Source organism: Candidatus Paracaedibacter symbiosus (genome assembly GCF_000757605.1).
GTDB lineage: Bacteria > Pseudomonadota > Alphaproteobacteria > Paracaedibacterales > Paracaedibacteraceae > Paracaedibacter_A > Paracaedibacter_A symbiosus.
On the sequence record NZ_JQAK01000003.1, the window covers coordinates 16,328 to 41,201 of the forward strand.

The 24,874-nt window shown below is 40.8% G+C and carries 18 protein-coding genes; 12 read left to right on the top strand and 6 right to left on the bottom strand.

Annotated features, from left to right (window positions below; genetic code table 11):
• Nucleotides 1–38 precede the first annotated feature (38 nt).
• Nucleotides 39–7,721: a hypothetical protein gene (locus IG80_RS0108335; protein ID WP_032113626.1), complete on the top strand. Its 7,683-nt coding sequence runs from the start codon at nucleotides 39–41 to the stop codon at nucleotides 7,719–7,721.
• A 201-nt stretch (nucleotides 7,722–7,922) separates the two neighbouring features.
• On the opposite strand, the gene IG80_RS0108340 is transcribed toward IG80_RS0108335, so the two are convergent.
• A complete protein-coding gene (locus IG80_RS0108340) occupies nucleotides 7,923–9,047 on the bottom strand; it encodes a Fic family protein (RefSeq protein ID WP_032113627.1) in 1,125 nt (374 codons plus the stop codon).
• A 270-nt stretch (nucleotides 9,048–9,317) separates the two neighbouring features.
• Here IG80_RS0108340 and IG80_RS0108345 point away from each other — a divergent pair, with 270 nt between their 5' ends.
• The 7 genes from IG80_RS0108345 (at nucleotide 9,318) to IG80_RS0108375 (ending at nucleotide 15,225) form a co-directional block, all read left to right on the top strand.
• On the top strand, nucleotides 9,318–9,929 hold the full coding sequence (locus IG80_RS0108345) for a phospholipase D family nuclease (RefSeq protein WP_232224377.1): 612 nt from the start codon (nucleotides 9,318–9,320) through the stop codon (nucleotides 9,927–9,929).
• 78 nt (nucleotides 9,930–10,007) lie between these two features.
• Nucleotides 10,008–10,616: a ProQ/FINO family protein gene (locus tag IG80_RS13390; protein ID WP_052046274.1), complete on the top strand. Its 609-nt coding sequence runs from the start codon at nucleotides 10,008–10,010 to the stop codon at nucleotides 10,614–10,616.
• A 129-nt stretch (nucleotides 10,617–10,745) separates the two neighbouring features.
• Nucleotides 10,746–11,069: an HU family DNA-binding protein gene (locus IG80_RS0108355; RefSeq protein WP_032113628.1), complete on the top strand. Its 324-nt coding sequence runs from the start codon at nucleotides 10,746–10,748 to the stop codon at nucleotides 11,067–11,069.
• A 16-nt stretch (nucleotides 11,070–11,085) separates the two neighbouring features.
• Nucleotides 11,086–11,421 (top strand): hypothetical protein, encoded by a 336-nt coding sequence (locus IG80_RS0108360; protein ID WP_032113629.1) that lies wholly within the window; start codon nucleotides 11,086–11,088, stop codon nucleotides 11,419–11,421.
• Between the two features lie 237 nt (nucleotides 11,422–11,658).
• A complete protein-coding gene (gene istA, locus IG80_RS0108365) occupies nucleotides 11,659–13,137 on the top strand; it encodes an IS21 family transposase (RefSeq protein WP_198027322.1) in 1,479 nt (492 codons plus the stop codon).
• Nucleotides 13,130–13,876 (top strand): IS21-like element helper ATPase IstB, encoded by a 747-nt coding sequence (gene istB, locus IG80_RS0108370; RefSeq protein WP_032113631.1) that lies wholly within the window; start codon nucleotides 13,130–13,132, stop codon nucleotides 13,874–13,876. The genes istA and istB overlap by 8 nt, the downstream gene beginning before the upstream one ends.
• 218 nt (nucleotides 13,877–14,094) lie before the next feature.
• Nucleotides 14,095–15,225, top strand: coding sequence for a Fic family protein (locus IG80_RS0108375; RefSeq protein ID WP_032113632.1), 1,131 nt, complete (start codon nucleotides 14,095–14,097; stop codon nucleotides 15,223–15,225).
• A 254-nt stretch (nucleotides 15,226–15,479) separates the two neighbouring features.
• Here the strand turns inward: IG80_RS0108375 and IG80_RS0108380 are convergent, their stop codons facing one another.
• The 3 genes from IG80_RS0108380 to IG80_RS0108390 all read right to left on the bottom strand — a co-directional run bounded on the left by IG80_RS0108380 (nucleotide 15,480) and on the right by IG80_RS0108390 (nucleotide 20,885).
• Nucleotides 15,480–16,643, bottom strand: a complete 1,164-nt coding sequence (locus IG80_RS0108380) for a WH2 domain-containing protein (RefSeq protein ID WP_032113633.1) — start codon at nucleotides 16,641–16,643, stop codon at nucleotides 15,480–15,482.
• Between the two features lie 249 nt (nucleotides 16,644–16,892).
• On the bottom strand, nucleotides 16,893–17,738 hold the full coding sequence (locus IG80_RS0108385) for an alpha/beta fold hydrolase (protein ID WP_052046275.1): 846 nt from the start codon (nucleotides 17,736–17,738) through the stop codon (nucleotides 16,893–16,895).
• A 129-nt stretch (nucleotides 17,739–17,867) separates the two neighbouring features.
• Nucleotides 17,868–20,885, bottom strand: a complete 3,018-nt coding sequence (locus tag IG80_RS0108390; protein WP_032113580.1) for a Tn3 family transposase — start codon at nucleotides 20,883–20,885, stop codon at nucleotides 17,868–17,870.
• A gap of 138 nt (nucleotides 20,886–21,023) precedes the next feature.
• Here IG80_RS0108390 and IG80_RS0108395 point away from each other — a divergent pair, with 138 nt between their 5' ends.
• From IG80_RS0108395 to traW, 3 genes are read left to right on the top strand one after another with little or no spacing between them, the layout of a single operon-like run.
• Nucleotides 21,024–21,647 carry a recombinase family protein gene (locus IG80_RS0108395; protein ID WP_032113579.1) on the top strand — a complete coding sequence of 208 codons (624 nt, stop codon included), beginning with the start codon at nucleotides 21,024–21,026 and terminating at the stop codon, nucleotides 21,645–21,647.
• 11 nt (nucleotides 21,648–21,658) lie between these two features.
• On the top strand, nucleotides 21,659–22,708 hold the full coding sequence (locus IG80_RS0108400; RefSeq protein ID WP_052046276.1) for a TraG/VirB4 family ATPase: 1,050 nt from the start codon (nucleotides 21,659–21,661) through the stop codon (nucleotides 22,706–22,708).
• A gap of 4 nt (nucleotides 22,709–22,712) precedes the next feature.
• Nucleotides 22,713–23,318: a type-F conjugative transfer system protein TraW gene (traW, locus tag IG80_RS0108405; protein ID WP_232224381.1), complete on the top strand. Its 606-nt coding sequence runs from the start codon at nucleotides 22,713–22,715 to the stop codon at nucleotides 23,316–23,318.
• A gap of 1 nt (nucleotide 23,319) precedes the next feature.
• Here traW and IG80_RS0108410 read toward each other — a convergent pair whose 3' ends face one another.
• Together IG80_RS0108410 and relB are read right to left on the bottom strand one after the other, a co-directional pair.
• The gene (locus IG80_RS0108410) at nucleotides 23,320–23,601 is read right to left on the bottom strand and encodes a type II toxin-antitoxin system RelE family toxin (protein ID WP_232224378.1); all 282 of its coding nucleotides are present in this window, start codon (nucleotides 23,599–23,601) and stop codon (nucleotides 23,320–23,322) included.
• Nucleotides 23,588–23,812 carry a type II toxin-antitoxin system RelB family antitoxin gene (gene relB / locus IG80_RS0108415; RefSeq protein ID WP_032113634.1) on the bottom strand — a complete coding sequence of 75 codons (225 nt, stop codon included), beginning with the start codon at nucleotides 23,810–23,812 and terminating at the stop codon, nucleotides 23,588–23,590. Before relB ends, IG80_RS0108410 begins: the two co-directional genes overlap by 14 nt.
• A gap of 44 nt (nucleotides 23,813–23,856) precedes the next feature.
• Between relB and traU the strand changes: the two genes are divergently transcribed.
• A complete protein-coding gene (traU, locus tag IG80_RS0108420; protein ID WP_032113635.1) occupies nucleotides 23,857–24,849 on the top strand; it encodes a conjugal transfer pilus assembly protein TraU in 993 nt (330 codons plus the stop codon).
• Nucleotides 24,850–24,874 lie beyond the last annotated feature (25 nt).

Genomic DNA, 24,874 nt, shown 5'->3' on the forward strand with positions numbered 1-24,874 from the left:
ATATGAAGTGTAATGGATTAAGAAATAGGAGTTAATACATGAGTAGCGAAAACTATATTATTCCGCTTCGTGACATCATATCTTTTATTTCTCCAGTTGATTTCCCCCTATTCGGTGAAGCACATATACTTAACCGTATAGGTGTTACAAATTTCGATATAACAGACACCCTTACTGAGACAAGCGTTCACTTAACGCTTGCTTTTCAAGATGAACTCTTAATCAGCCTTCCTGGTCTCGAGGGATTTGGGATTGCACTGGGAGCTAACGGAAGGGGTTCAGAGATTCCCTTAGAAATACAGGTGCGCCCTGTGGTTGTGTTCAGGTTGAAAGATGTAGACATCGCTTTGCGCCTCGGCAAAGAGATACTCATTCCCGTAAGCCGCAGTGAGAGTAATGAGTGGCAACCCCGTTTGACTGTAGATGACAAACCAGCTGCATTTGAAATTTTTTTAGAAAATATTTCTTTCGAAGTTAGAGAAGATGGAGATGTCTCGCTACAGTTCGCTACTGGTATACCTACACTAAACTTAGGGGCCTTTATGATCGGTCAAACGGGAGTGATCGTTGAAGCAGACCAGCCTATCTCTCTTCAAATAGGCCGAGAAGGCACCCCTACGGGGTATCCACCAGGTTGGCAGGGCGTTCATATCCCCCATGCTCGCATACATCTTCCTGCTATAGATTTTCCTATGATGCCTGAATCCTTAGAATTTGTAAATTGTTCTATTGGGGGGGATGGCTTCACAGGGGGAGTAGCTGCTGAGTTTCCCACAAATGCGCCTCATGGGACATTAGGAGAAATTGATTTTGAATTAATAAAGTGCACACTAGATATTAAACAAAACTCCTTTGTTGCCTGCAACATCCAGGGTAAGCTTACACTACCCTTCTTTGATGTGCCAGTAGGAATTGAAATAGGGATTAGCCAAAATGGGGGCTTCGTAGCTGCCTTGTCAGCTACTCAACCTACTTATCACAATGGCCTAATAAAGCACGATATAGACAATCTTTTAAGCTTGACTGTGGAAAGCATAGGATTTGCTTATGACAAAGGCATCTTCACTGTTGCCCTCAGCGGTGAAATCAAACCTCATGTTAAATACTTAGATTGGCCAGCTTTCCGCATCCAGGAATTAGCCATTGATTCAAAAGGGAATGTCCGTCTTGAGGGCGGTTGGTTGAATTTGCGTGAGCAATATACTTTGGCATTTCATGGCTTTCAGCTAGAAATTAGCAAAATTGGCTTTGGGTCAACGGATGATGGTCGACGTTGGATAGGTTTGAATGGAGGGTTAAAACTTGTCGAGGGGTTAGCAGCTGGTGCTTCGGTCGAAGGAATGAAAATTCTATGGAAACCGGGTACAAAAGAAGTTGATCTTACGCTCAATGGTGTTGGCGTTGAGTTCAAAGTGCCAAATGCCCTCTACTTCAAAGGTGAAATCGCAATGACCGAGCCCGAGGAGGGGATATATCGTTTTGATGGAAACATCACCTTGAATATTGTTGCTCTCGATCTTGAAATACAAGGCCAGCTTGTTGTTGGCTATGATGTTAAAGAAGACTACACCTTTCTTGCCATCTATTTAGCAACGGAGTGGCCCGCAGGTATACCTTTATGTGCGACGGGCCTTGGTATCTATGGAATGGCTGGACTCTTTACTTTACAAATGGAGCCCAGTAAAGCAGAAAATCAGCCTTGGTATGCTATTGATGACCCTACTAATAGCTGGTATCACAAACCCCCTGTGGGAATAATGGATCTTGAAACTAAATGGAAACGAAGTGAGGGTAGTCTCGCCTTTGGCGCGGGTATAACTCTTGCCACGGTTTTTGACAATGGATATGCATTTGCTGGGCGCTTTTTGCTCGCCATCATTTTCCCAGGTCCCATTATATTACTTGAAGGCAGAGCAAACATACTGAAGGAAAGAGCTAGCCTTAATGGCGAAGAACCTATATTTCGCTCACATGCGGTATTTGATAAGCGTGAAGGCTCAATGCTTGTTAACCTAGATGCTCACTACAAATACGACGACGAAGGTCGATTGATTGAAATTAGGGGAGCAACTGAAGCATTTTTCAAAAGCCCCAATTGGCATTTATATTTGGGAATGGATGAGCCTAAGGAACGGCGTATTCGCGCGGAAATATTTAAGCTTTTTGAGGCAAACGCCTATTTTATGATGGATAACCGCGGTTTAAGGACGGGTGCCTGGATTGGCTACGATAATGATTGGAAATTTGGTCCTTTAAAAATAATTTTACAAGCCTGGATGGAAGGGGGGGCGGCGCTTTCTTGGAAACCCATCTATTTTAAGGGGAATTTATGGTTACATGGAAAAGTTGAGGCAAAGATATACGGGAAGGGCTTCGGCCTCGGGGCGGACGCTCAAATAAAAGCAGGTGTATTTAATCCTTTCCATATTGTGGGAGACTTAAGTATTGAAATCAACTTACCCAGGCCAATCAAAGATATTAAACTCAAAATTCCGCTGGAATGGGGGCCCAAACCCAAAAAACCCTTACTTCCATATGCTCTTAAGGAAATCTCCATTGAACATTTCAAGGTCAGAACTTCCTGGCCTCTACCCTCTGATTCTTTACCCTCTGATTCTTTTCTCTTACCCCATTTTGACGAGGATAATGATGGGTTTTTTGACGATGAGCCAACTCCCTCCAAACCGTTAGCTGAAATTGACCTCCCTTCTAATAACCTACCCATAGTCCCGCTGGATGCTCGGCCTCACCTTACCTTTATCCGCTCTATAAATGATGCTGCTTTGATTGGTCTAAATCCTTCAGATCCAGAATGGGAACGAATTGGAAATCCTGAGGAAAGAAAGGCTGTCCTAGCCAAGGTTAAGATCTCGCTCGACGGCATTTGGCTCCATCGTTTTGTGGGAGACAATTGGGAAGAGGATTGGCGGAATTGGGAAGAGGATTGGCGGAATTGGGAAGAGGATTGGCGGAATTGGGAAGAGGATTGGCGGAATGATAATAAAATGAGTTGGCAAATTATTGCTCGTAAAAGAATAGAGGACAATCCTGATAACACCCCCAAAGATAGCCTAAACCCTGATGGTGTAAGGAAGATTTTTGGCTCGTGGGCTCCTGTGCCGCAACTTTCCGCAGGGACTCCAATGTCGGCTGAACCCGGACCTACTGCAAATACTAAGCTGTGGCTTTGGTCAAAGTCTCCTTTCAATTATACGCGTCGCACAGGTGGACATTGGGACGAATGGTTTACGGAGCAGTATCCTAACTACCCATGCATTAATATTCCTGAAGATGAAGTTATTTGTTGTGATTTTGCTGCACAGCAGCTAGGTAGTTATCTAACTCCTCCTTGGTCATGTGCTGTACATCCAGAAATTACAATAGGATGGCATACGCCACCTAATCCAGATATTAGAGAAAATGTCGACTTAATTGGGGAACCTGTGCATATGCTGACCTTTTCAGCTGAAAGCAAGGCCGTTGTGACATTGAAAGAAGCCACAAAACATATTCAAATTTTTGGGGCAGTTTCTAAAGATAAGAAAATATTAGAGTGTTTTGATTTTAGAAAAGATAAAGAAAGCACCTTCAAAAATCCAAGAGTTGAACAAGGTTTCATTTTTGACAAGCATAATGCACAAGGGGCATCGATGTCTGAGGGTCAGATTGTAACAGTTACTACTCCTATAGGTGAGCTCAGCGGAATGGATATAGGAAAGGAATTAAGAATAACCTTGCCAACTCCTGCTGCTTTTGTGGAGCTAATGATAAGTTCAAAAACTCGGCCTATTGAAGTCAGTGCGTATAATGAAGAAGGTAAAGTTGTCGCCAAAGCTAAACAACTTCGTTCAGAGCTAGCACCATTGAGTCTAACGACCCCCTCTCATAAAGATATTATTAAGACGATAATTTTGTGTGGCTTAGAAAATGAAGCTTTCTTGCATCAGGTTTGTTTTAGAAGGGCTAGTAGGCTGATTGCGACAGCTGTTGATTCCAATGGCAATGTCCAAGGAGTATATGAAGAACAACAAGGTCTGATTGAAATTCCCGGTCAATCGGTGCACCAAGTATATCTAGAAGCTGGGAATGCGCCTTGGTATTTGGTACGAATCTGTCTCACCAAAGGGCTTGAAACAGAGGAACGTAAATTACGAGAGGATATGCTAAGGCATATTATCACACAAACGGCTACTTGGCAGGCAGAAGGGGAAGTATTACCTGCTTGGTCCATCTTAAGGCTCACAGTAAAAACAACCGTAGATGTTAAGGACTTTTCTGATCCTGCTTTTAATAGGGAACGGTCAATTACTCAATTTGCTTATTTCCGTACGGAAGGGCCTCCCGGCTTAACACTATTATCAGTCCCTGTTAACTCGCCCTTTACAAAGGATCCTCCAAGTAGTGATCCCAAAGTCGTCCCTCATTTTGAAAGTGGCTTAGAAGACCTATCAAACTACGTTGCTCAAACGATACCAGCAACAGTACCTTCTCAAGAGGGGGAAAAGCCACTTCTGCCCAAGCCTGTCTATCGAGCATATGATGTGGGCATACAATTCAATGAAAACTATGTAGATCAAATGTATAGCATGGTAGGCCGTGATTTGTCACTCTATCTATTGAACAATAATGATGAGCTGGCACGCGATGATCAAGGTCGTATTCTTAATCCTCCCAACCTTTGGGGTCGGCAAGATACGCTCACTTTGACTGAGTCAGAGCTACAATGGATTCGACATATTAATGCTACTACTTGTATAGAGAAAAAACCAATTTCTTTTCCAACGCTTCCTCGTAACAAACAAGTTACAACAGAAGGACATCTTCTAGAGTCAGATATGCTATATGAAGCGCGCCTAAAGCCGCTTCTTCTCCATGAAACGTTTTCATCATACTCATTAGAAACTGAAGCGATAGGGCCAGAAGGAACCCTTAGCGACGGGTTGGCAGGTGGGTGGTATGTACAGGACGAAGGAACACAGGATGGCCCCTCTCGCTGGGTAGTACGAGTACGTTGGGTAGTAGGTGAAGAGCAGCCATCTTATTATATTGAACAAACAAGTAATATATCCGATGGATCAGAATTAAGAGAGCAAATCTATTCGAGAGGTACAGTGCTGCTTCCTGCCTACAATCCTAAGCTTCCTAGTGATCATCATGATCAGCCAGGAAATTGGACGGACTATCGTCTGAGTGCGTATCTCAGATCATCGGATAATGGCCTTATGGGGGTTGGGGTGCGTATGAGCGACCGCAATGGGTATTTGTTTTATATCGATGGTGAGAGGAATCGGCAGCGGTTAGTCCAACTCACCAACGGTGAAGGTGTTCTCCTAGCAGAGACGACTGGAAGTTATTTAGCGAACTTTGATGTATACGTCGTATTGGAAGCTCTCGGTGATAAGCTGCGTGTATTTGTTGATGGTAAGCTTATTTTTGATGTACGAGATGCAGCCTTTAAAAAAGGCCGCTGTGCCCTCTACTGTAGTGAGAACGCTGGTTCATGTTTTACAGATATTCGAATAGATGACTTGAGAAATACGATAGCGCCTCTGTATCAGTTCAAGTTTATAACCTCTCGTTTTACTGATTTTTGTCATCATATTCATAGCTTCTCAGGTAGGGTCTTTGCAGCCCAGCTGCCAGATTTGAATGATGTCAGCGAATCCATAGGGAAGGCTATTAGTATAAATGACTCAATTGCTTGTCAAAAGCCATCCGAAACGGAAGCAAGAGCATATAATACACTTGCTGTTAAAGCTCTTGGAACAGCAGCCTATCAGCCAATAGCTGGTGTAGATATAACTCGTATTGAACATGGCAACCAAGCATTAGCCTTTCTTGTTCGAACGGGTGAGCCTTTGGATTGGCGCCGTATATCACTTGAAGTCATGAGGGCTGCAGAGCAGCCTCTTATTGTTTCTCCTGCTTTAGGTCCACGTCTCATCGCAGCTAGCTTTCCAAATAACTCCAATGCTAATCCCAATGAAGAATCTGTAACGATCTTAATGGATGAAGCAAGAGAATTAAAAGGATGGCGGATAGAATACCGCACATTGCCATCCCCTAATACTGCTGATCAATCTGATGGAGATATTCTCTTTGATTCGAACTTTACCGATATTACATTAGAAGCTTCTCTCAGGCGAACCAAGGCCTGGGAGCCTCAGTTCAATAGTCTAGAGGAAGTTCAAGTTATTTCTTCCCAAGGACAAGGATACCCAAGCTGGGGAGCCGAGGGAGGTATATTATCTCAAACAGGAAACTTTCTTATACCTGAGCCCTTAACAAGAGCTAATCCTGTTCAATGTGGCACACATGCAATTGCGGGAAATTTAGCTTGGGAAGATATTATCTTCAAAACTCGTTTACAATCACAGCATTCGGCACTCGACCAAGATGTGGGAAGCATGGGTGTACTTGTTCGATACCAAAATGAGTCTAATTACTATCGCTTTTCCCTAGACATAGTGCGTGGCATGTATCATTTAGTAAAGTGTGTTAATGGTCACATTAAAGTTCTTTTTTCTAAACCATTCACTTATAACTTCGGAGCCAATTACGATCTGGAAATAAAAATATTAGGCAGCCGTATTACTGTGAGACTAGATAACACCCTAGATAACACCAGAGTATCATTCGCAGTCCGTGATACGGATCTTACCTACGGCTGTGTCGGCTTCTATACGTGGGGTCGTCCTTTAGCTCAATTCTCTCATGCCCGTGTTGACATTCTTTCTCGTCACCTTGAATCCTGGGTTATTCAAGACATAGGAATGAATAGAGTTTCAAAGTGGCTTATACAAGACAATCAATTAATACAAGAAAAAGCCCTTCAGTCCTCAGGTTCTGAGCTTGCAGGAAGTTTTATTTTAAATGGCTCTGCTTCTTGGTCAGATGTCCGAATAACAGCTAATATAGGCACTGTAGGGGCAGGTAAAGTTGGGCTTATATGGCGCTACGCAGACAGCCGCAACCACTACCGGTTTCTATTGGATCCCATGCAAAATAAATGGCAATTGCTGAGTGTTAAAAATGGGGTGGTTTCACTTCTAAGGGATATTGTTAGTGAGTCTTCTGCAGATGCTATGCATAACATCACTATAGAAGCTGTGGGGACTCGCATAAGAGTTTGGAGAGAGGGGGAGAAACTTTTTGAAGTATTTGATGAAGGTTCAACTTCAGGATTGGTAGGTTTGATGTGTGGCGAAGGACAGGCGCGGAGTTCTTCCTTTTCTGTGGTGCATGCTGCCCCTCAGTGGGGAAAATGGCATGAATTCTCATCAAGTAAATTTGCAGATGGAAAACGTCTTCAAGTCCTTGCAGGGAGAAGTACGGATGATCAACCGGTATCAAGCAGGCCAGGGGAGATACGCCTTTTTCAAGAGACTGATCCAGCAGCATTCAATCCTCATTTTGCATCTCAAGGGGTTGACCTTCAACTAGTGTCGGACACGGGTAAGGTGGTTCATAGGCGCCGCTTCTTAAGCGATGCAGCTTATACGCCTGTGTCACCACTTATACTGCGAGCTGCCGATGGAACAAGCTTTATTCTAACGGGTTCCGCAGAAGAGGCTTCGAATCTCCGCTTAAACAATGGAGAGTATAGATTGAAATTTACTTTTCATCGAAAAGTAGAGGCAGATCCAACCATCATAAAACTCTCGCAACAAGACGACAGCTCGCCAGAGATTACTCAAATTGATGTGCCTTGGAATAATTGAAAAGGCAGAGATTGGAGACCATACAAAACCAAAGGGTATTGAGGAAAATCAAGGGAGATAGAGAATGTTTTCCGTCTCTTCCTCTCAATCCTGGATACCAACGCTCAAAATATTTTGGCAAATCAGAGAAGCTCAATCCTAATTGGAGACCATCCCAAACTGGGGGGTCTCTTTATAAAACAAAATCCTAAATAAGTTACTTTATGAATAATCCTTTTCAAGAAGAGTAAGATACAATTCAAAACGATAAAGTTTATTTCTTTTATGGATGATATTTTCTGAAACAATGTTAAGTTTAACGAATTGTTTAAGTATGTGACTAATAGTGTTATAAGCTTTACCCAATTTTTGGCTTATTTCTGCTATTCCCGTAACCGGCTGCGTGAAAAGATAATCAAGGACAAGGTTTGCCGTTTCCCTCATTTTCACAAAATGTGGCCCCTCTTGTATAAGGTCTTTCAATCTATTTTCTAATGCTTCTATTTCCTTTGCACGCGTATGAGCATCCAAAGCGCTATCTCTTATTGCTTTTAAGTAATAAACAATCCATGATTCAAAATCACCATGGGTGCGTACCCTATCTAATGTTTGATAATATTCCAAGTGGTGTTTTTTAAAATAATAGGATGGATATAAAATTGGCAAATGCAAGAGTCCACTATCAATCATCATAAGAACGATCAAAAGCCTTCCGATTCTTCCATTGCCATCTAAGAAAGGATGTATTGTTTCAAATTGAACATGCGCAAGTCCTGCCCTAATAAGAGGGGGAAGATCAGTAGATTCATTGATGTATTTTTCAAAGGCACTCATAAGAATTTCTATTTCTGCTGCTGGTGGGGGAATATGCTCACCAACGCGAACAGATTGTTTTCTATAAAATCCTGGTGTTGATTTATCTCCCTCTCCAGCGGACATCAATGCCTCATGTGTTTTTAAAATAACGCGGGTGGCGAGAGGGATTCCTTCGTCTTTGAGCATCATTAAGGCGACATCTAAAGCTTTTGTGTAATTGAGAACAAGCTGCGTATCTTTGGTGGGTTTTGACTCGCCGAGGGAGTACGTAAATATGTCAATCAGTGTTGTATGAATTCCCTCTATGGAAGAGGATAATAAAGCTTCTTTAATTACATAGGCTTTAATAAAACGCTTTGGATCTGGAAGCCTCATACTCATTTCGTTGAGCTGTCCAAGAGCAAAGCTGGCCTCCCCGTATAGGGATACAATCTCAACACTTATCTCAAACGGGGGGTTGGATGGTGGTAGTGGATAAGGTATAAAATAATTTAAATCACCCAACCGCTGATAGATTCCCGTTACGCGCATAGTGTTTCCATCTTTTCATTTTAATAGAAATAACTGAATATATTATAGGAGATAAGTACATTGATTTCAATATTAATGGATTAAATGAAATTCAAGTGATGAGTTATATAACCAATTTCAGTTTAGATTTCCCCTACTGCACTCTTGGTGGTTTCCTGAATACAACTCCCATGACGCTCAATACATGGTAATATCTTTCTTCTAAACCTGTTATGAGTTAGAATGCAAGTTAAGTACCTTCCTCTATTTTTGATCAAATGTGCGGATTTAATGGCTTCATCCCCAAAAAGAAAAAAGACACTCCAAATTAATGTTTCTCCAACAGTTGCCATTATTTGTAGCCTGATTTTTGGAGCTTCTTATTTTGGAGCAGAGGTATACCAACACCACAACTCATATCATGATATAGACGGTATTTGGAAAGCTTGCTTTACTCCTAATAAAAGGTGTCAGCAACTCATTATCCAAAATATTAACGAAGCTCAGGAATCTATTCACTTAATGGCATACAGTTTCACTGACACGGATATAGCTGACGCTCTAGTTGAAGCTCGTCAACGAAATGTTGATGTAAAGGTTATTTTGGATCATTCTAACCTCAAAGCCAACAATCCTCTTCTCAAAGAGCTTGTGGAAAAAAAGATTGATGTAAGGATCGATAAACCTCAGGGTCTGGCTCATAGCAAAGTCTGTGTCACTGATGGGCGGATTGTTTTGACAGGCAGCTACAACTTTAGCGCCGCAGCATTCAAGAAAAACGCTGAAAACCTACTAGTTATTCATGACAAAACAGTAGCTGAACAATATATTGCTAATTGGCAAAACCGGTGGGATCGTAGTCTCAAACCATCCCCAGCAGATTTAATCAAGAGACAACAATGACAGACGACACCTCAAAAACTCTTACCTTAAAGCCTTCTACTCAGCTGCAAGAAAAATTGCAGCAGATAAAAAACTTGTATGATAAGGGCGCCTCACCAAAAGCCCCCCGACCTCGAAGGGCCTAAAAAACAAAAACCTCAAGCAAGTAAACCGCCCAAAAAAACACAAGAAGAGATAGAAAAAGAAAAAGCAGCTAAAGCCAAGCAACACGCGCTCATAATAAAGAAAGAACAGCAAGAGGCCAGACAGCAACGGTCTGAGAAGACACAAAATGCGCTTGGCTGGCTGCATGATACCTATCCAAACTGCTTTAATTGGGATGAACCCAAACCTTTAAAAAAACGCATTGAAAAAGATATCTTTGCTACTTTACCCGAAGATCTGCCCTTCCCTCGACTTGCTATCCGCTGGGCTATTGCCTATTACGTTGGGGCACCAAGATATCTAGATGCCCTTTCACAATCCCAACACCGCTTTGACCTCCGAGGAGAGCCTGTCGAGGAAGTTATACCAGAGCATCAACAGCGTGCAGAAGAACAGCTCCTTCAATACATTGAACGTAAAAAGCGATTCTATACTGAGAAAAAAGAAAGACGACAAGCTTGGAAACAGAAAATGAAAGAAAAGAAGGCTTGTGACAATCAAAAGGACGTTGGTTCTCAACAAAGAGACTTGCCTAATAAATAGGCATAAGGTGTGAGCCATGAGGAGAGTAGCCAAAGCCATAGGTTAACAAAAAGTTAACAACAACCTTATCCACATAATCTGTGGATAAAAGGCTCTGAGGGGACTTTATATTAAATAAGGAATTGAGGGATGAAAAAATCAATAACTAGAAGAGATATTGTTAGCAATATTGCCAACAAAATGAATATATCTCGTCAACTAGTAATAAGTGTTTTAAAATCTACTTTAGTAGAAATTCAAAAATCTTTGTTTAAAGAACATCGTGTAAAAATTTCTTCTTTTGGAACTTTTCATGTACAGAAGAAAAAACAAAGAGTAGGACGTAATCCACGTACAAAAATTTCAGCAATCATTTCTGCTCGCCAGGTTGTTAGCTTCATCCCCTCTTCTCAACTTAGAAAAGCAGTTCTAGATTATAGTACTCAGAATAAGAGGTTAAATACTGAAGACTGACGCATAACATTAATAGATGATCAATCTCATCACCATACATCTTCAGGCAATTAATGATGAACGGAATATTTTCCGCCAATATGAAATCTATGTCGGAAAAGATTTATTTGAGATGTGGAATCTAACCATCGCGTATGGGAGAATTCATAAAATCTCTCACATTAAAGCCTACCCTTTTCAATCATGTGAGCCCCTCTTTAGTATGTTGATTCAAATATTAAAAAAACGACTTTCTTCGCATAAGCGTTTAGGAACTAATTACCGTATTACAGCGCATTTCATTGATAGTTCTCATTTACTACCTACACTACCTGAAAAGTTAATCAAGTTGATCCAACAAAATAAGATTTAATTGTACTAGTTAACATGTGCTCTTCCTGCATTTAGCCAAATTAGAGAAATAAGAATAGAAATAAGTCCCCCCACCTACAAGGCCTAATGTGTACGTTCACCCCTTTGTACAACGCCAGATAATATAGCCGCATGACGCCAAGAAACATGTCCGGATTATAAAGAAGGCATAGAACCTTAAAAATTAGTGGTTCCAATGCCTGGGAAAACAATAACGGACAAACAATATAGGCTATACATGCAAATAAGGAAATCAGGATATACGCAAAAAGTTTCAGCGGCTAAAGCTGGGATCAGCGAAAGAACAGGCAGACGTTTAGAAAAACAAGGTATATTGCCTTCTCAAAGGCCTAAAAGAGGCAGAAAACCTGGCGCTCATCTATTTTCTGACGTTTGGGATGACGTCGTTACGCCATTAATTCAAGCAACGCCATTTTTATCGGCAATCGTTTTATTAGAGCATCTACAGGATCTGTACCCAGGCAAGTATTCGTCAAGCAATTTGAGGACTTTGCAAAGACTCATGCAACAATGGCGTGCTTTACACGGGCCTGAGAAAGAAATTATCTTCCGCCAGGTGCATCAACCTGGGCTCCAAGGATTGTCTGATTTTACGGTGCCTAAAAATTTTCAAGTAACCATCCAAGGCAAGCCTTTTAAGCATCTTCTCTATCATTTCCGCTTGGCTTATAGCAGTTGGTCTTTTATCCAAGTGGTTCAAGGAGGAGAAAGCTTTCAGGCTTTATCTGAAGGGTTACAAAATGCCCTCTGGCAGTTAGGTGGATGCCCGCAAGAACATCGGACTGATAGTTTGTCAGCGGCGTATAAAAACTTATCTGACCAAGAAGATTTTACGGCTAAGTACGAGCAATTATGCCAACATTACAAGCTGATCCCTACCCGCAATAATCCAGGAAAAAGCCATGAACACGGCAGTGTTGAAGGGCCACATGGCCATCTGAAGAGGCGTATTGCTCAAGCACTGGCTTTAAGAGGATCATGTGATTTTGAGTCCATTGCTGCGTATCAATCCTTTATTGACGTTGTTGTTGGGCGTCACAATCGGCGTCATCAAAAGCAAATCGACGAAGAAAAACCGCTTTTAAAAGACCTACCAAAGCACCGAACGATTGACTTTGAAGAAACAACCGCCCGGGTGACAACGTCGAGTACCATTATAGTCAAGAATGTAGTTTACAGCGTGCCGTCACGCCTTATTGGTCAGCGCTTGGGTATCCATTTATATCATGACTATCTTTCCTGCTACTTGGGAAGTGAATTGGCTTTTAAGTTGCCGCGTCTTCAAACAATGCCTGGCAAGCGCCGGTATTGTATTAATTATCGTCATTTGATTGACAGTTTATCCCGTAAACCTCAAGCTTTTCGCTATAGTGTGCTGCGTGATGAATTGTTACCTTCACCTGTCTATCAACAAATATGGCAATCCCTTGATCGCTTATGTGTTGGTCGTCAAGCATGCAAGCTTATGGTGGGAATCCTTAAACTGGCGGCTGATTATGCGTGTGAGGAAGAGTTAGGGAATCAGGTTTTGAGACTGCTAGAAAAAGGCCAAGTCCCCAATTTAGGAGCATTGCAAAATCGTTATGGGAAGATAATCAAACCGTTATCTGTGCCGCATTTGTCTATGTCGCAACAATCTTTGGCTTCTTATAATGAGTTTTTGCCCTGTTTAGGAAAGGAGGAAGTTCATGCGTGATTTTGCAAAACTGCCTCTTTTTCTGAAAGAACTACGCCTTGCAACGATGAAGAGTCTATGGGAACCTTTTTCCAAGCAAGCGATTGAAGAGAATTGGTCCCATGTCGGTTACCTTGCGAATCTGTGTGAACATGAGATCCAGGCCCGTTTACAAAACAAGCTCAAACGGAACCTGAAGCAAGCGCAATTGCCTGCAGGTAAGGCCCTATCAACATTCGATTTTAGCCATGCGCCAAACTTGAATAAGGCAAAAATCCAAGATCTGGCCGAGAACACGACGTGGGTTAATAATAAGGAAAACTTGTTGATTTTCGGCCCAAGCGGTGTGGGAAAAACCCATCTGGCAGCCGCTATTGCTTATGGTATGATTGAAAGAGGAATTCGAGTGTTGTTTACTTCGACGACAGCCTTGGTCCAGAAACTTCAAGTTGCAAGACAGCAGTTGTGCTTACCACAGACGCTCGCCAAGCTGGATCTTTATCAAGTTCTGATTCTGGATGATATCGGATATGTTCGTAAAGATGGTGCCGAAACTCATGCCCTCTTCGAGCTGATTGCGCATCGCTATGAATCAGGCAGTTTGATTGTGACTGCCAATCAACCTTTTAGTGAGTGGGATAGCATTTTTGCTGACATAACAATGACCGTGGCCGCCATTGACCGTTTGGTTCATCACGCCACTATTATTGAGATTGCGGCAGAAAGTTACAGACGAACCCATTCCCTTCAAAACATCTAACTGAAAAGGAGCTTTTCTTATGATTATTTAGCCATCTCAAAACCGGTCATATTTTCTGACGCTTACCGGTCATATTTTTTGTCGTTGCATACCCCTTTTTCGGACAACATTAGTTCCCATTTGAATATTAAAGTTGTCATTATGAGACGATTAAATTATGGCTTGAAAATTCGTGCAATATTGAGCAATATTAAATTATATAAATTGCTTAATATTGCATGATTATGTTGAGTTTTGATGTTACGCCTTTTACTACAGTTCTAAAGGACCTAGACAATCAACTTGTCAAGATCTATGGAAAAATTCAGACATTCTCTGAGAATGAACTTTTATTTATCCATAAACTTGCAAAAGCCAGTATGATCGGAGCTTCTACCAGAATTGAAAATGCCCTCTTAACAGACCAAGAAGTGAACTGGTTAGATACTCTTCTTGAAACGAGCCCCCATGTTAGTGCATTTGAAGAAAACAGATCTCTTATCGAGAATAAGTTATCAAAAGATCGTGAGCGTTCCTATGAGGAAGTTGCTGGTTGCAGGCAAATGCTACAGATCCTTTTTGAACAATACTCACAAATGAAGCCTTTTCGGGAGGCGGACTTGAGAGGGTTGCATTATGCTTTGATGAGTCCTTATTCGCAAGCAGGGCCTTTTATAGGCCAATACAAAGTTCAACCCAATTATGTAGTTGAGTATAACAACGTAACAAAACAATCCAGGGTTGTTTTTAAAACAGCTGAGGCGGGACCTATTACCCAGGCTGCTATGTCTGATTTAATTAGCTGGTATGGGGTAGCCATAGAAAAAGAACCATGGCCTCTGGCTATTGCTAGTGAGTTTGTCTTTCGTTTTTTGGCCATTCATCCTTTTCAAGATGGAAATGGCAGGCTTGGGAGAGGCTTGTTTATGCTGGCTCTCTTGCAATCTAACCAAGAATCTATGAAATCAATCATACCCCTCATAGCTATTGATCGCCATATAGAAAAACACAAGGAAGAATATTATTTTACTTTAAATAGATGTTCAGATGGGATCTATCAACAAGACCCCAAGCAATACAAAATCCAATACTTTTTAAATTTTATGATCAAAATAGTAAAAGAAGCCCTTGGAGATGTTGAAATTTATCATCAACATTTTATGAATATCCAAAAACTCTCAGAGGCCGCATCAATCATATATGAATGTTTTAAGAATTATCCTGAAATGCGGCTCACAAATAAAAAAATTGCAGAGCAAACAAATATTTCCAAACGTACAATCGCTTATGGGCTAAATCAACTTTTAGAATCCAAACTTATCCAAAAATATGGGCAGGGCGCAGGAACACGATATCAAATGACTTTCTAATAGAAGTTCCCAAAATGAACAGAGGCGGAACTCTTGCCCCCTCACTACCAGCTAAAAAGCCTAAAATTAAGATTGAACATAGGCGAAAACGATCATAATGACAACTTCAATATTCAAATGGGAACTAATGTTGTCCTAAACCGACGTACACATTAGGCCTTTTTGAAGGAAGGCTCAAATTAGAGCTTAACTAAAACCGCTGGCACACTTAGGTGAATACTCTCTTTGAAAAAGAAAGATTTAACTTAATCTTTCTATTCATTACCATTACTTTCTTCTAACCATTCATTATCATTACTTTCTTTTGAAGTATTTTGGTCTGTATGGGAGTTATTATGTGCCTCTATGGTTTTTGCCATTTGGCCGTAAATACCTGCCATATTAGAAGAGATATTTTTGGTTGAATTTCTCTCAACTTTTCTCAATTGTTTGCCTTCACGAATTTGTTCATGAAGAGCATTACGATTTTCTGCTTCTGGTTGCCCATTAGCCTGAGAAGAGTCTGTTCTAATGCTATAACGGCTTTTTACCGAAGCTCGTAATGAAGAGTCTGGAGCTGCCGGAGCATCATACATTTCATAGTCATTATTTTCTTCTTCATCCTCTTCATCTGCAGCAACGTCATTGCGGATAGCATTGAGCCTGCTCTTCAAATAATTATCCTCATTGATTCTTGGAATTTTGTGAGGGGCCGGTCTACCATAGGAGGGGTTTTCTAGCTCATTAAATTTTCTTTTAACTGAAGGTTCTGGAGAGAGAGGCGTTAAGGGTATGGTTTCAGGAGTCGCTATCTCTATGCTTGATGGTATGGGAGGAATGGGATTTTCACTCAGGGATGATGATGGTACGGGCGGAACGGGCCTTTCATTAAGGCTGTGTGTTCTTGAGGCGCCTATTTGACCATGCTGTCTTTGTGTCCCGCTGGTATCTTGTCGCAAAGAGCTGCTCGCTCTTTGCCCTGAGTGAGTAGGTGTCCAGCTATTCTGCTGGGTTTCAGTTTTTGTTTCTTGAGGTTGTGCAACAAGACATTTACTTAGATTGTTAAGAATTTTTTGTGATTTTTGATCTGGGCTACGCTTGTCTATGCATGCAATTTGGCACGCAACTTTTAGATAATCTTTCTGACAAACATCCGCAGCATCACAAACACCAGTATTTCGGCCAAATAAAGAGCCACTATTGGTACAGTGAAAGGTCGTTCGGTCACAAAACCTTTTCTTTAATTCAATCATATTGTTGTTAAGGAGTTTCCTAACACCTTCACCTAACTGGGCGTCCTTTGTAAAGCCACCATTACAGATATACTCTTTTCGTGCCTTGGCATCTTTAGAAATAGAAAGTTTTGGCCCCGCAAAAATAGGAGAGGATATTGCAAGGATTAAACTGATGGTGGCAATAATTATGGATAGTTTACGCATTTATTCCACTTACCTATTCAGGGATATTTTCTAACAAAAGTCTAATAAACAACTTCTTAAAGTCTGATTAAAATATAAGAAAATTTTTACTCCCTCTAGGGGCCATAATGCTTTAAATCTGCATTTCTATTTATAGATTAGTTATCACCTACTGCTCTAGAATGGCTAGATTTAGAGCTGTGATAAGCTTGGATCTAATGTCGCAGCCCCCTTTTGGATAGTCTCTTTCTAGCCAACTCTTATGAGCTTTTAGTGGATAGAGACTGCTTGAACAAAATCATCTATAATGCCATTAAATAATTCTGGCTTTTCCCAATGGGGAGCATGGCCACAATCAACATGATGCATACTTACCAAGCTGCTATAATTAATTTCCTTCTGAATGTAACCATTTTCTATCCATGGGTCTTTTTCACCTATAATAACTGAAATTGGCGTATTCGTGCGTTCTAGAATGTCTTTCGCGTTGGCTCCAATACCGTCTTTCACTGATTTAATCATAAAATGGCGTGCATTGCCGTCGGCCCTCATATTTACCTCAACAAGATCTGGCACCTCGTCTGGGGTAAATCCACCATGAGCAAGAAATCTATAAGCGTCTTGAATAGAAAATTGTTCTTTTTGACCCGTGAGATAAGATACATCACACACTTTAAATCCCTTTGTTAATCCTTCCTCAGTTAAAGGAATAGGAGGTGTCCCTGTAATAACTAAACCTGCAACAAGATCCGATCGTTGACTTAATAGCTCAGTAGCAATATGCCCTCCCAACGACCACCCACAAAAAATGGATTGAGAAATATTTAGCTTTTCCAGTGCTTCAATAATTACCTGCGCATAACCAGGAAAGGAATAAACCTGTTCAGGATTTAGAGCGTTTTCGCTCTTACCATGTCCAGGTAAATCAAATGCAATAACCTTATATTTTTTCCCTAAGGTATCAAATTGTTTTTTGAAGGCTTCCTTCGAGGAAGAATTACCATGAATTAAAACAATAGGAGTTCCTTTACCTTCAGAAATTGCGTAAGCTATTTTACCTCCATAGGTATCGACGAAACTCTTTGTATATATATCTTGCTGTTTACGATAGCTCATTGCACTTCATACCTCTTGATCGTTAAATAGTAATTACTTTTGGTGTTTTTCTTATTAGGCATTCCAGGCCCAAACCCCCGAAAATTCTGAGCAAGTCAAAAAGATTGATTATTTTGGAAAAACGAGGAGCTATAAATCAATGTATTCAATGAGATGCCTGAGATTAATTGGTTTTTTGTTGGTATAGAAGGTGAATCTTCCTGTGAAGTGAATATGTTGCCAAGCAACAGGTGATGATTTCTTAACAATTTTCAATTTCTTCTGGTTATGGGGATTAGCATCAAGAAAACATGAATGAATTGAGGCATTATAGTAAATAATAGCTCCAGCGATAAGGCGACCACATTGATTACTCTTCTCAATTTCAATATCACTTCGTCCTGACAAAGCTTTTCTTCCACCAGCTTTTGCAATGGCAGCTCGTAAGGTATGATAGGATTCAAGCCGGTTTTGAGAGCGGTGGACATCTGATAAGATCTTGGGATTCAAGATACATTTTAATGTATAGATGCTGCGAATGAGTTTGTTAAATTCAAAGATGGCTTTACGTGTATTATTATGGGGTGACAGGGAACAAAGCTTTCTTACCAAAGTACTTTGGTTCATTTCTTTTAAGGCTAACGTTGCAATCACTCTATCGATGTTTTCTTTTTCATCGATGATAAGCTGCCGATTTAATTGACCGGCTGGTTGTACCAGAAAGTTTTGATAAGACGGCATTTCTTTCGTTCCATAAATATTATCAAGTTCTTTTTTGAGGTTGGTGAACCTTGGTCTGAACTCGCCGCCAAACCAGTGTAAAAGAGCAAAGTTGACTTTATTGATACTATGCATGTCCCCTGTAATAACTGTTGGTTTAATGGTAGAGGTATTGCCATACCAGATATCGAATACGAAATGACTTTCATGCTCATGTGCCCCAATAAGTTTAGTCTGTATTGGAACGTGGTTGGATAATAATGTATACGCAACAACACCGCTACCTTTGCCAAAATATTTGCGTGAGCGCCGTGCTTTAATTGTGGAGGTGGTGACCTCGTATTTTTGGCCATCAGTACTGCCATAAAGAATATCCAGATCAAAAGTATAATGCAGAAAAATACTTAAAGTCCTGATCTTGTTGGCAATACAATCATGAGATTTTTCTAACGTTGCCAGACGTATATACTGCTGACAAGTCGTATCAAGCATATTGTACGAAATATCGCTTGTTTGCGCCATTTTATGGGCCCCTACCCCTGTGGCATGGGACAACAAGGCAGCAATCAGATGCTCTTCATCAGGCTTTTGTTTGTTATAGAGAGGTTGTAATGGAGTAAAAGCGGACAAGAACCCGGTTTGGCTATTCACAAAACTTAAGACATCACTAATTTCACTTATGGGCAGTTTATCGTAAAAATCTTGTTGGTCACTCTCCTTGTCATCATTGATAAATTTTGGCTTAGTCCATATGATCTCTTTTTTAAGAGGATCATATTTAAGATGCTTTAATTGGCCTTTTTTCAGCCTATGATTGAATTGGTACCAAAGCGTCTCCAGTTCGCTGAAAAGTGAGTTAATCTGTTCTTCGCAGGATGATTTTAACCAAGGAATATCCAGAGTCTTCAATATGGTAGATTTTTGTGTTAAGCAAACAAGCTCATCTGCGAAAGGCCGATGCTGAACGCTATCATTAATATAGAGAGCGCCGGTTTCCATTTGTTTTATAATTTGGCGATAGACAAGGATTTCATAGCATTTTGCCTGGATAATTGGGGTTTCATCTTTATCGAATGTAAATAGATAAGGTTCCAGCCTGGAAGAAATGAAATTGCGAGGAAATATCTCAAAACGTTGCTGTGATAGAGATTGCTTTTTTGCAAACACTTCTTTCATCCAATCGATCGCCTTGAGCAGGGGGTTATCCAGGAGTCGACTCTCAAAATCAATATGCATAAATAAAGGTCGTAAGTGGCGTTTGTAGCGGGAAGCCATTTTTTCTCGTTCTTCCCATTGAAGCTCCTGCCTGCGTTGAGGCTTTTTTACCATCTTCTCTCCAAGAGACCGGATCGTGTCTTTGGGAAGAATCTCGAATGCGTGTTGACGTGCCTGCCCTAATGTGAGCGTATCACTCAGATTATCATCAACGTACATGAGAAGAAGGCGCCCGACCTTTTGATCGGATTGTTCAACATTTTCAACAAGATGGCTCTTTGCTTTTTCCTTAATTTCGTTTTCCAGCTTTCTTAACCAAAAAGCAAAGGCATCAACCAAATTATCATTGATTTGGCGGTAACGTTTAAATACATAGCACAAAAGGTAAAGGTAGGTTTGTTCCTCCTCAAATCGGCCCAAGTCATAAATCGTATAATGATGAGCCAGGCTTGCATAGTAGGTGATATTCTGTTGGGAAATATCAAGATGTGGTAAAATTTGTTGAGCAATACTGTATAAGGGCTTCAAAATGCTATGTTTTTTGCGCTCCAGTCCCATCAGTGTTGCCCCAAAACTCTTGGCATCTTGTTTAAGGGCTGCCAACTCCGATAGAGTATTTTCCTTCTGGATAAGTTGATTTAGGCTTTGCTTATGAGAGTCTGTAATCTGGTTTTTCAAAAGGCATTTAAGTCGATTTCTCTCTTGTGTCAAAGTCTGGCTGACAATAGTTTGCAGAGTTGTATAGCCGGGTCGTACAATCTTTTGATTTTGTAAGAAATCCAGAATTTCATGGGTTATAAAATTTGGCGCCGTATCACGCTTTGCGCTTAGCTCAGCCCGGTTGTTTAGTTCAGGTAAAAAATGGCGTGACCAGAGTTGGTAACCAAATAAGTTGCTGATTGATTTACGTTGCAGATAATATTCATGCTTTGTCACTGTAGATGAAAGTAAATCCTTACTATCGAAGTAACACAAAAGAATGAATTGGAGGTCATCTTTGGGTATTTTATCAAGTGAAAAACGAAAGAAAAGTTTCTTGGCTTTGAAGTAGCCAATCTGCACAACGCAGTAAACTTGGGAATGAAAAGAAGGACGTCTTAAAATTATTTCCAACTCTTTTTCTGTAAAATCGAAAAATGTTGCCCGTTGTTCTTTATCAAAATCTGGGAAGCCATAAAAAGCAAATTCTTCCAGAGGTGATAAGATGGAAAGTCTTTTGTTTATTGAGTTCATTAAATATGATCTAGTTTGATTATTTGTTAATGGGCGTTATACTATTAACATTCTGTAAATACAAAATATGTTGAATCAATCATACAAAGTGGTTTAATTTTTAACGAAAACTAGGTTAATACAGAACAGGCCATTTTAATGGGTAAAATAGTCGCTTATTTAAGGGCTTCTACTGACAAACAGGATCTCAATCATCAAAAACTGGAACTTTTGGAGTTTGCTAGAAAAAAATCACTGACAATTAATGAATTTATTGAAATCACCATCTCTTCTCGCAAAACCACCAAACAACGACGTATTGATGAACTTCTAGAAAAACTCAATGAAGCTGATACTTTGATCGTAACAGAGTTGAGCCGTTTAGGACGCAGTACAGCTGAAGTAATCTCCCTGGTTAATTCTCTGGCTGAGCGCAATGTTCGGGTTATTATAATCAAACAAAATCTGGATATTAGTCGCCAGGATATGAATTCAAAGGTTATCTTGACCTTGTTCTCTTTGTTTTCTGAATTGGAAAGAGACCTGATTAGCTTAAGAACAAAAGAAGCCTTGGCTTCCAAAAAGCGACAAGGTCAAGTTTTAGGAAAACCCAAAGGGACAATCCAAAAAAGCAAATTTGATAAAGATATTGAAAGAATCAATGAACTCTTGGGTTATGGTCTTTCAACAAGAAAAATTGCCAAGGTTCTTGGCTATACAAACCATATTGCTCTCAACACTTATGTAAGGAAAAGAAACTTAAGAAATCCGCCTATTTCGTGACTTGATTCACTTTGCTCGGAATTTTCGGGGGTTTGGGCCTGGAATGCCATATTGAGTTTGATATTACGCTTCCTATTAGCCTCAATCCTTTTACACAAATTAGCCAAGCCAATGATGCCGCGAGCTTAGTAGCAAGAGAAGAAATGTTGGCGATGATTGCTCCTATTTTCCAAGTGATGGCGGCTCCAAAACACGGAACAACAGATTTAGAAAACTCCTATCTTGAGCAAGCCATTCGCATTTCTTGGGAGAAATATGGCAATCAAAGCTCAGTCGATACGGTAAAAGAGTTTTTAGATAACCATGAAGATCGGATTGCAATCAACCTCGGTCAGACCCTTTATCCCTTTTCAGGTTCAGGGTCTTATGGACATTTTTTTAATAAACCAGCTAATGCCAGTTTTAAGGAGAGACTGGTTGTCATTGAAACGGATCATTTAAGAAATTACCCAAGTCTCATGGCTGTTGTGGTCCAGATGCTGATCATTCAGATCAATCAGGAAATGGCCAAAGGGGACCGAATCACGCCTTTTCTCATTATCATTGATGAGGCCTGGAAGCTCCTTAGTGGCAAGAACACGGCTGATTTTATCTCTGAAGTCACAAGAACAGCCCGTAAATACAAAGGCTCCATTGTTCTTGGAACCCAACATTTAACAGACTATTTCAAGCCAGAATCTCCTGGCGCCACAGAAGCATTTAACTGCTCAGCCTGGAAGTGCATTCTTTATCAAGAATTAGATGTGATTACCTCTTTGAAGCATCACCCGCAACTTCAGGGATTTGTCGATACCGAATACAAAGAAGCTTTGTTAAAGTCGATCCACTCAAAGCCACCCCATTATTCAGAGATTGCCCTGTTTGGACCGCAGATTAATAGCATTGTCGGGCGCTTGCGCCTTGATCCATTTAGCAGGCTTTTATACTCCACCAATGCGGAAGAGTACCGCTTGATTGAAGAGTTTACCAATAAAGGCGCCTCTATTGAAGAAGCGATTGAATTGGTGATGGAGATGCAGAAAACGCATATGCGAAAAGAGGGTAGCCGTTATGCCGTTTAAAAGGATGCTTTTATTGGCGGTCTTAGGGAATGCACAAGTACAAGCCAAGAATTTAGGGGTTCATGGTCCCGTTTTTGAGATCGTTGAGAAAAGTTTATTAGCTGTGATTGAGGAACGCCTGAAAGGATTACAGTCGAGCAATAAGATGGCCCTGCATCAACAAGAATTACAAGAGAAAATGAGTAAAAGCGTCGAGCGGCCAGTGCCTGTAGGCGGCATTATCAAGGCCACCAAATATCAGTTAAGAGACTATGATCCAACTTTTGTGGTGAGCCAAGATATTAAGGATCACAAAGGCCAATTCATCGCTAAAAAAGGAAGCTCTTTTAATCCTCTTGATTCCATGTCTTTTGGTATTCCCCTTGTTTTTATAGATGGCGATGATACCTCTCAAGTTCAATGGGCACTTCAGCAGCAGGGTAAAATTGTTCTCATTAATGGTGCCCCATTACATCTTGAGAAAGCGTACAAGCGAACCTTCTATTTTGATCAGGGCAGCGTTTTAACAACAAAGTTTGGAATAGGGGAGGTGCCTGCCCGTGTCTCACAAAAAGAAAATAAACTAATAATTGAAACAGTTCCTCTTTATAAAGGGAACGCTAATGGATAGCTTAAGTATCATAAACCTGACGTCGATGATCGATGTCGACCATAAGAATAATCAACTCGTTATCACGAATGTCGCAAATGGCACGGTAATCTCCAATGCGAAACGACCAATACCCCGCAAGATCTCCTACCAACATTTTCCCAAACTGACGTGGATTGGGCTGAGGAAGAACACGTTCTTCAAAGAATTTTATGATTCGCTGTTTAATTGGCTTATCCAGCTTATTAAAAGCTTTGTCAGCCTCATTTGTCATTGCAAGATGCCAGGAACTAGTCGAGGCCATGACGTTCCTTTATTTCTGCTAAAGAATAAGTTTTTAAGGTCCCATTGCGACGCTGTTCTTCATACTCTGCAATTGCAACCAAATCCCTTTCGTGGGCATCTAAGTAGGCTTTTATGGCTTCTTCGACGTAATGGGTTTTTGTTCGATGTGTTTTTTTCGCGATTGTCTTTAAACGACGATCAAGTTCTTCTGAAAGACGAACAGCTAACATTTCAGTACTCCTCTTTTAAACGTATCTCTATTTTAAAATATAACATGTATTACAAATATTACAAGTATGTTTTTGTCGCTTTGGTTTTTATTTTGAGTCTTAATCCCTCTCAATCTAAGTGCGTCGGCCGGTTTGTTAATCCAGTAATCGATATATGTTGGAAATGCATCTTTTCTCTTAAAATAGCTGGCGTGACCGTGGTGAAGGGTAATCCCAGCCCTGAAACATCGCGTAAACCTCTTTGCTTATGTAAACGTCCACCTCTCCCTTTCCCTGTTCCGGGCATTCCCATTAGCTTTTGGGAGCCGGTACGCTTAGTGGATGTAACGCGTACCCCTTACTGCCTTGTTAATATGGGAGGGGTTCAGATTGCCAACACCGGCGTGAGAGGGCGCGGCGATGTTACAGAAGATCTCGATGATGGCACTCATCACAGCTTCTACCATGTGCATTGGTATCTTTATCCGATTACCTATTGGCTAGAAATACTTACAGATTTTTTGTGCTTAGAATCATCTGCTATTGATCTAGCCTATTTGACTGAGCTTGACCCACTTTGGAATGATGATGAGAAATCCTTTATCTTGAACCCAGAAGCCGTGCTGTTTGGTAATCCCCTTGCGCAAGCAGCTTGTGCTGCTGATTGTGTTGCAGCAACAGCAGATCTACCTCGAAATGAGCTGTTTTGGTGCTCTGGCTGCCAGGGTGGTCTCTACCCCTTCACGGGAACAATTCGTGACCATATGGGTGGCGTGCAGGCAAGCTTACTGGTAGCAGGAAAGTTCATGGCCAAGCTGCACAGGGAAGGTCTTTTGTGGGGGACTTATGGAGTCCAAGGTCTGTGCGACAAATACCCCATGCCCATTATCAAAAAAAATATGTATCGCTTTCAGATGACCTATCCCCTTCCCACGGCCAGAGATTGTTACCCCATGGGACACTCGGAAGTAACATGGCAGGGAGGTAAAGAGTTTCCTTATAAAGGGTCGGATTTTGGGTATTTGATTTGGCGCAATCGCGACTGCTGCCTCTTATAAAAATGGATATAATAATGTTTAAAAT

Bases quoted from the DNA above. Each gene is read 5' to 3' on its own strand.
- traU (WP_032113635.1), top strand. From the start codon at position 23,857: ATGTATTACAAATATTACAAGTATGTTTTTGTCGCTTTGGTTTTTATT.
- traW (WP_232224381.1), top strand. From the start codon at position 22,713: ATGCTTTTATTGGCGGTCTTAGGGAATGCACAAGTACAAGCCAAGAAT.
- IG80_RS0108355 (WP_032113628.1), top strand. From the start codon at position 10,746: ATGAAAAAATCAATAACTAGAAGAGATATTGTTAGCAATATTGCCAAC.
- IG80_RS0108410 (WP_232224378.1), bottom strand. From the start codon at position 23,601: ATGGCCTCGACTAGTTCCTGGCATCTTGCAATGACAAATGAGGCTGAC.
- IG80_RS0108335 (WP_032113626.1), top strand. From the start codon at position 39: ATGAGTAGCGAAAACTATATTATTCCGCTTCGTGACATCATATCTTTT.
- relB (WP_032113634.1), bottom strand. From the start codon at position 23,812: ATGTTAGCTGTTCGTCTTTCAGAAGAACTTGATCGTCGTTTAAAGACA.
- IG80_RS0108360 (WP_032113629.1), top strand. From the start codon at position 11,086: ATGATCAATCTCATCACCATACATCTTCAGGCAATTAATGATGAACGG.
- IG80_RS0108375 (WP_032113632.1), top strand. From the start codon at position 14,095: ATGATTATGTTGAGTTTTGATGTTACGCCTTTTACTACAGTTCTAAAG.
- IG80_RS0108395 (WP_032113579.1), top strand. From the start codon at position 21,024: ATGGGTAAAATAGTCGCTTATTTAAGGGCTTCTACTGACAAACAGGAT.
- IG80_RS13390 (WP_052046274.1), top strand. From the start codon at position 10,008: ATGATAAGGGCGCCTCACCAAAAGCCCCCCGACCTCGAAGGGCCTAAA.
- istB (WP_032113631.1), top strand. From the start codon at position 13,130: ATGCGTGATTTTGCAAAACTGCCTCTTTTTCTGAAAGAACTACGCCTT.
- IG80_RS0108385 (WP_052046275.1), bottom strand. From the start codon at position 17,738: ATGAGCTATCGTAAACAGCAAGATATATATACAAAGAGTTTCGTCGAT.
- istA (WP_198027322.1), top strand. From the start codon at position 11,659: ATGCAAATAAGGAAATCAGGATATACGCAAAAAGTTTCAGCGGCTAAA.
- IG80_RS0108380 (WP_032113633.1), bottom strand. From the start codon at position 16,643: ATGCGTAAACTATCCATAATTATTGCCACCATCAGTTTAATCCTTGCA.
- IG80_RS0108340 (WP_032113627.1), bottom strand. From the start codon at position 9,047: ATGCGCGTAACGGGAATCTATCAGCGGTTGGGTGATTTAAATTATTTT.
- IG80_RS0108390 (WP_032113580.1), bottom strand. From the start codon at position 20,885: ATGAACTCAATAAACAAAAGACTTTCCATCTTATCACCTCTGGAAGAA.
- IG80_RS0108345 (WP_232224377.1), top strand. From the start codon at position 9,318: ATGGCTTCATCCCCAAAAAGAAAAAAGACACTCCAAATTAATGTTTCT.